Below are 6,648 nucleotides of genomic sequence, written 5' to 3' on the forward strand. Positions count from 1 at the left end.
GCCTCGGCCGCCTGTCGCGCGGCGGACTGGCGCAGCGCGGCTTGCTCGGCCCGCCGGCTGTCGAGCAAGGCCAGCTTGTCGCGCCAATGCCACTGCCAGCCCGCGACCAGCACCGCGCACGCGACCAGCATCGGCCACAGCGGTGGCCAGGCGGCAAACCCGCGCAGCGCGCCGGCATCGCCTTGCGCCGCGTGGCCGAGCCAGGACGCCGAGGCCGGCGGCAGCTCATCGTCTTCATGCGGGACCATCCACGCTCCCGTGCGGCTGCGACGACGTTGGCGCGGAAGCCCCGACCGTGCTGCCCGTGCCGGTGGTGTCGGCCGGGCGATAGACCAGCCGCACCGAGAACGCGAATCCCGCCGCCGCATCGTCCGCTGTGCCAGCCGCGCCCGCCCCGGAAGATGCCGCCCGGGACTCGATCAGTTCGGCCCGCGCCAGCCACGGCAACGGCTGGAACGCGCGCAGCAATGCCGCCACGCGCTCGTGACGGCGCGCCACGCCTTCGATCGTCACCGTGTCGTCCTGCTGGCTGACGGCGCCAAGATGGACGCCTGGCGGCACAAGGCGGGCCAGCGCATCGAGCAGTTGCGCGGGCCGGACGCGGTTCCGCAGCAGCGCATCGAGCGCGCGGCCGCGCCGGCTCGCCACGTCGATCTCCTGCCGCAGCCGGGCGGCGTCGCGCGCCGGCGCTTCCCATTGGCGGGCCCGCTCGGCCAGCGCGCGGTTCTCGACCTCGACGGCCGCGATACGCCGATCCACGCCATAGCCACCCAACAGCACGGCAGCGCCGGCAACGCCGGCAGCGGCACGCCATCCCGGCCGCAATGAACCAGCCCGCCGCGCCAGATGACGGGCGAGACGACGTGCACGACGACATGCCAGACCTGCAATCCGCGCCGCGCGACCCGATCCCCGCCGCCAAACCCGCTGCCCCGGTATGCTCCTTTCCATCCGTCGAGCCCCTTCGTCGATTCCCTGGTCCGGCGCGGCGTTGAACTCGGCGGCCCAAACGCGGCTCTAACCGGCGCTTTCCCTGCTGACCGCCGATCCTGCCGCCGCCAAGTCACCGCCTACCCGCCGCCACCCTGCCGCCCCGCCGCTTGCCTGCCCGCCCGTCGCCGACACCGCGATCCGCGCCACGATCGAGGCCGCGCCGATGGACCGATTCTCGGCAGCCGGACACGGCACCGGCAATGCGACGCCATGCCCATCGAGCCAGTTTTCGCAAGTCACGGCGCGATTGCGCTTGGGCCGCGGGCGCCCATACTGGTATCAGCGGCGACGATTTTTGGCCTTACATCTTGTAACAGCATGGATGCGCCCGCCACGGCACTACCCGCCCGGGAGCCGCGAACGCGGGCGATATAATCCGGGCACCTCCAACTAGGTATTACCCAATGGCTACTGCACAACAGAAGCCGGCTAAACCGGCTCGCCGCCCGCTGTGGATACGCGCCAGCTACTGGGCGCTGGGCCTGATGGCCGCGGGTGTCGTCACGGTGGCCCTGCTGCTCGGCTACGCGCTGCTGGTCGCGGCGCCGAACCTGCCGTCGCTCGATACGCTGACCGACTACCGTCCGAAGATTCCGCTGCGCATCTACACCGCCGACAACGTGCTGATCGGCGAATTCGGCGAGGAGCGGCGCAACTTCGTGCCGATCGCCGAAATCCCCGACGTGATGAAGAAAGCCGTGCTGGCGATCGAGGACGACCGCTTCTACGAGCATGGCGGCGTCGATTTCATCGGCGTGCTGCGCGCGGGTCTGGCGAATCTGCGCGGCGGCCTGTCGCAGGGCGCGTCGACCATCACGATGCAGGTGGCGCGCAACTTCTTCCTGTCCAGCGAGAAGACCTACACCCGCAAGATCTACGAGATGATGCTGGCGTACAAGATCGAGGCGAACCTGAGCAAGGATCAGATCCTCGAGCTGTACATGAACCAGATCTACCTGGGCCAGCGCGCCTACGGCTTCTCCAGCGCCGCGCGCGTCTACTTCGGCAAGTCGATCAAGGACGTCACGGTGGCCGAGGCGGCGATGCTGGCCGGCCTGCCGAAGGCACCGTCGGCCTACAACCCGGTGGTCAACCGCAAGCGCGCCAAGGTACGGCAGGAATACATCCTGCAGCGGATGCGCGACCTGGGCTACATCACGCCGCAGCAGTACGACGAGGCGGTCCACGAAGAGCTGAGGGTTCGCAACGAGGGCAACGAGTTCTCGACCCACGCCGAATACGTGGCCGAGATCGTGCGCCAGCTGATGTACGCGCAATACCGCGAGGAAACCTACACGCGCGGGCTGACGGTGTACACCACGCTGACCAAGGCCGACCAGGACGCGGCCTACGAGGCGGTGCGCGCCGGCATCATGAACTACGAGCGCAAGCACGGCTATCGCGGCCCCGAGGCCTTCATCGACCTGCCGTCCGATCCGGCCGAGCGCGAGCAGGCCATCGACGACGCGCTGGTCGAGCATCCGGCCAGCGACGACATGCGCTCGGCAGTGGTCACCGCGGCATCGAGCAAGCAGGTGCGCGCCGTGCTGCTGTCCGGCGAGGAGGTGGTGATCGAAGGCTCGGCGCTGCGCTATATCGCGCCGTCGCTGGCGGCCAACGCCCAGCCCAAGGTCAAGATCCGCCCAGGCGCGATCATCCGCGTGGTGCAGAACGACAAGGGCGCGTGGTCGGTGGCGCAGCTGCCCGAGGTGGCCGCGGCGTTCATCTCGCTGAACCCGGAGGACGGCGAGATCCGCGCGATGGTCGGCGGCTTCGACTTCAACCGCAACAAGTTCAACCACGTCACGCAGGCCTGGCGCCAGCCGGGTTCGAGCTTCAAGCCGTTCATCTATACCGCCGCGCTGGAAAAGGGCTTCTCGCCGGCGACCGTGATCAACGACGCGCCGCTGTCGATCGGCCCTGATACCGGCGGCCAGGTGTGGGAGCCGAAGAACTACGACGGCCGCTTCGAAGGTCCGATGACGATGCGCCGCGCGCTGGCCAAGTCGAAGAACCTGGTGTCGGTGCGGATCCTGCGCGCGATCGGCACGCAGTACGCGCAGGAGTACATCACGCGCTTCGGCTTCGATGCCGACAAGCACGCGGCCTACCTGCCGATGGCGCTGGGCTCGGGCAGCGTGACGCCGCTGCAGATGGCGGGCGCCTATTCGGTGTTCGCCAACGGCGGCTATCGCATCAACCCCTACCTGATCCAGCGCGTGGTGGACGCGCGCGGCAACGTCCTGTCCGAGACCAAGCCGCAGCGCGCCGGCGAAGACGCGGTACGGGTGCTGGACGCGCGCACGGCCTTCATCGCCGACAGCATGCTGCGCGACGTGGTGCGCACCGGCACCGCGTACACGGCCAAGCAGCGGCTGGGCCGCAGCGACCTGGCCGGCAAGACCGGTACCACCAACGATGCGGTCGACGCCTGGTTCGCCGGCTATACGCCGAAGCTGGTGGCGGTGGCGTGGATGGGTTACGACCAGCCCAAGAGCCTGGGCGTGCGCGAGACCGGCGGCGGCCTGTCGCTGCCGATCTGGATCAGCTACATGTCCAAGATGCTCAAGGGCGTGCCCGAGAGCCCGGATCGCCAGCCGCCGGAAGGCGTGGTGATGGTGGCCGGCGACTGGACGCTGGAAGAGAATGCCGGCGGCGCGGGCGTGGCGTCGGTCGGCCTGGGCGATCCGTGGCCGGGCAAGGCGCCCGACCCGGCCGCGCCGTCGGCGGCCGACCTCGAGCAGGAAAAGCGCCGGATCCTGGAGATGTTCGGCGGCGGCTGATGCGGCCGCGCCGTCGGCTCCAGCCGATCGCACAGCAAAAAAGGCCAGCCCGATGGGCTGGCCTTTTTACTGATCGCGACCGTCGTCCCCGCGAACGCGGGGACCCAGTGGCTTTGCAAGACGCCGGATTCCGGCTTTCGCGGGAATGACGTGGTGGTGTTAAGCGTTCCTTGGCGTGCGTGCGGGCCTCAGTCCAGCGTCAGCGCGGTGCCGGCCTGCTGGCTCAGGTAGCGCGTCAGCGCCTGGTACAGCTCGGTGCCCTCGCGCGTGTCGACCCAGCGTTCGCCGTCGCGGCGGAAGTGAAAGCCCCCCGCGCGCGCCGCCACCCACAGCTCCTGCATCGGCGCCTGGCTGTTGATGATGATCTTCGAGCCGTCCTCGAACTCGAGCTCCATCACATTGCCGCTGCGGTTGATCTCGATATCGGCGTCGGCCGCATCGGCGGCCTGCTCGATCGCGCTTTCCAGACGATCCAGCTCGCCGCTCGCCAGCGCCAGGAACTCGCTTTCGCTCAAAAGGGACATGCTACACTCCAAGACCGCCAGCCGCGGCCGGTCCCTGCCGGGACCCGTTCCGGGCTGATGCATTGTTCTGCGGGCCAATCCAGTTGCCGACCCGAGTGCCCGCGGGCACCGTTGCCCGGCCCGGCTGCTCCGGTCCGCCTCCCGTTCGACCCCTGTTTCCAAGGACGACCCGATGTTGCGTCGTGTTGCGATTGTAGCGGCGTTTGCCGCCGGCCTAGCGATGCCCCTGCTCGGCGGATGCGGCATTCGCGGCCCGCTGGTGATGCCGCAGCGCCCGCCCGCGCCGGTGCAACCCAGCGTCCCCGATCCCGGCCTGTCGCAGCCGGACGCCGCACCGATGCCCGCGCGCACGCCGCCGGCCCGCACGTCTTCGTCGTCTTCATCGCCATCGTCCGCCGCGCCCGCGTCCGCTCCTGCCGCTCGATAACATGACCGCATTTTTCCATCGCCGCGACGGTGCCCTTGCCGTCGAACAGGTGCCGCTCGCCCGTATCGCCGAGCAGTTCGGCACGCCGACCTATGTCTATTCGCGCGCGGCGCTGACCGCCGCCTACCAGGCCTACGCCGCCGCCTGCGCGGGCCATCGCGCGCGCGTGCAATACGCGATGAAGGCCAATTCGAACCTCGCCGTGCTGCAGGTGTTCGCGCAGCTCGGCGCGGGCTTCGACATCGTCTCCGGCGGCGAACTGCAGCGCGTGCTGGCGGTCGGCGCCGATCCGCGCAAGGTCGTGTTCTCGGGCGTCGGCAAGTCCGAGGCCGAGATGGAGCTGGCCCTGGCGCACGACGTGCTGTGCTTCAACGTCGAATCGATCCCCGAGCTCGACCGCCTGAACGCGGTCGCGGGCCGCGTCGGCAAGCGCGCGCGCGTGTCGCTGCGGATCAATCCGGACGTCGACGCGCGCACCCATCCGTATATCTCCACCGGGCTCAAGGGCAATAAGTTCGGCATCGCCTTCGACGACGTGCTGCCGACTTACCGCGCCGCGGCCGCGCTGGCGCACCTGCAGATCACCGGCATCGACTGCCATATCGGCTCGCAGATCACCGAGGTGTCGCCCTATCTGGAGGCGCTGGACAAGGTGCTCGACGTGGTCGAGGCGCTCGAGCGCGAAGGCATCGTTCTGTCGCATATCGATGTCGGCGGCGGGCTGGGCATCACCTATGACGACGAGACGCCGCCCGATATCACCGGCTTCGCGCGCACGCTGCTCGAGCGCGTGGCGCAGCGCGGCCACGGCCATCGCGAGGTACTGTTCGAGCCGGGCCGCTCGCTGGTGGGCAATGCCGGCGTGCTGCTGACGCGCGTCGAATTCCTGAAGCCGGGCGAGGCCAAGAACTTCTGCATCGTCGATGCGGCGATGAACGATCTGGCGCGTCCGGCGATGTACGAGGCCTTCCATCGGATCGAGCCGGTGGTGCCGCATGCGGGGACAAATCCGGGCGAGGCCGTGACCTACGACGTGGTTGGCCCGGTGTGCGAATCGGGCGACTGGCTCGGCCGCGATCGCGCGCTGGCGGTCGCGCCGGGCGATCTGCTGGCCGTGATGTCGGCCGGTGCCTATGGCTTCGTGATGAGCTCGAACTACAACACCCGCCCGCGCGCGGCCGAGGTGATGGTCGACGGCGAGACGGTGCATCTGGTGCGCGCCCGCGAGCGCGTCGAGGACCTGTTCCGCGACGAGAAGCTGCTGCCGCGCTAAGATCGCGACGACCCGTTCGGCGCGGGTGCGGCGCGGCCGGTCCCGCGCCACCACCACCACAGCCGCACCCCGAGCAACGCCGCGACCACCGCGGCGTAGATCGACACCTCGCCAAAATCGTTCTTGCCGGCCTTGTGCCACCAGTAGTGCAGGATCGCCAGCACCGCGATCGCATAGACGCTGCGGTGCAGGGCCTGCCAGCGCCGCCCGCCCAGGCGCCGCACCATCGCATGCGTCGAGGTCGCGGCCAGCGGCACCATCAGCACGAACGCCGCAAACCCCATCGTGATGAACGGACGCTTGAACACGTCCTTGGCCATATAGGCCAGGTCGAAGCCGCGGTCCACGCCGAGCCACAGCAGGAAATGCAGCGTGCCGTAGAAGAAGGCGAACAGGCCCAGCAACCGCCGTATCCGCAGCAGCCAGTTCCAGCCGCTCAGGCGCCGCAGCGGCGTCACCGCCAACGTCGCGCACAGCGTCACCAGCGTCCAGGTGCCGGTGGAGCGCGTGACGAATTCCAGCGGATTGGCGCCGTACTGGCCGGTCGCGCCAAGATAGACCAGCCGTGCGAACGGCAGCAGCGCCAGTACCCAGATCAGCGTCTTCAGCGCGCGCAGCCGCACCGGCGGCAAGGTGCCGGGCGTGGCG

At 69.3% G+C, this 6,648-nt stretch carries 5 protein-coding genes and 1 pseudogene; 2 read left to right on the forward strand and 4 right to left on the reverse strand.

All coding sequences use genetic code 11. The features are described 5' to 3' along the window. Both B551_RS11545 and B551_RS11550 read right to left on the reverse strand, forming a co-directional pair. Positions 1–248 (reverse strand): annotated as a pseudogene (locus tag B551_RS11545) (hypothetical protein); the annotation flags it as partial. Continuing rightward, positions 235–759 (reverse strand): PilN domain-containing protein, encoded by a 525-nt coding sequence (locus B551_RS11550; protein WP_172682462.1) that lies wholly within the window; start codon positions 757–759, stop codon positions 235–237. The pseudogene B551_RS11545 and the gene B551_RS11550, both read right to left, overlap by 14 nt. A gap of 638 nt (positions 760–1,397) precedes the next feature. On the opposite strand from B551_RS11550, the gene B551_RS11555 reads away from it, so the two are divergent. Next, a complete protein-coding gene (locus tag B551_RS11555; RefSeq protein WP_023264130.1) occupies positions 1,398–3,776 on the forward strand; it encodes a penicillin-binding protein 1A in 2,379 nt (792 codons plus the stop codon). Between the two features lie 188 nt (positions 3,777–3,964). On the opposite strand, the gene cyaY is transcribed toward B551_RS11555, so the two are convergent. After that, on the reverse strand, positions 3,965–4,300 hold the full coding sequence (gene cyaY / locus B551_RS11560; RefSeq protein WP_043439025.1) for an iron donor protein CyaY: 336 nt from the start codon (positions 4,298–4,300) through the stop codon (positions 3,965–3,967). A 428-nt stretch (positions 4,301–4,728) separates the two neighbouring features. Here cyaY and lysA point away from each other — a divergent pair, with 428 nt between their 5' ends. Beyond that, positions 4,729–6,000 (forward strand): diaminopimelate decarboxylase, encoded by a 1,272-nt coding sequence (lysA, locus tag B551_RS11565; RefSeq protein ID WP_006579268.1) that lies wholly within the window; start codon positions 4,729–4,731, stop codon positions 5,998–6,000. Here the strand turns inward: lysA and msrQ are convergent. Beyond that, the coding region (gene msrQ, locus B551_RS11570) for a protein-methionine-sulfoxide reductase heme-binding subunit MsrQ (RefSeq protein ID WP_023264131.1) at positions 5,997–6,648 on the reverse strand (652 nt) is incomplete at its 5' end. The genes lysA and msrQ overlap by 4 nt on opposite strands.

This window comes from Cupriavidus sp. HPC(L), from assembly GCF_000307735.3.
Taxonomy (GTDB): domain Bacteria; phylum Pseudomonadota; class Gammaproteobacteria; order Burkholderiales; family Burkholderiaceae; genus Cupriavidus.

Bases quoted from the DNA above. Each gene is read 5' to 3' on its own strand.
- B551_RS11555 (WP_023264130.1), top strand. From the start codon at position 1,398: ATGGCTACTGCACAACAGAAGCCGGCTAAACCGGCTCGCCGCCCGCTG.
- cyaY (WP_043439025.1), bottom strand. From the start codon at position 4,300: ATGTCCCTTTTGAGCGAAAGCGAGTTCCTGGCGCTGGCGAGCGGCGAG.
- lysA (WP_006579268.1), top strand. From the start codon at position 4,729: ATGACCGCATTTTTCCATCGCCGCGACGGTGCCCTTGCCGTCGAACAG.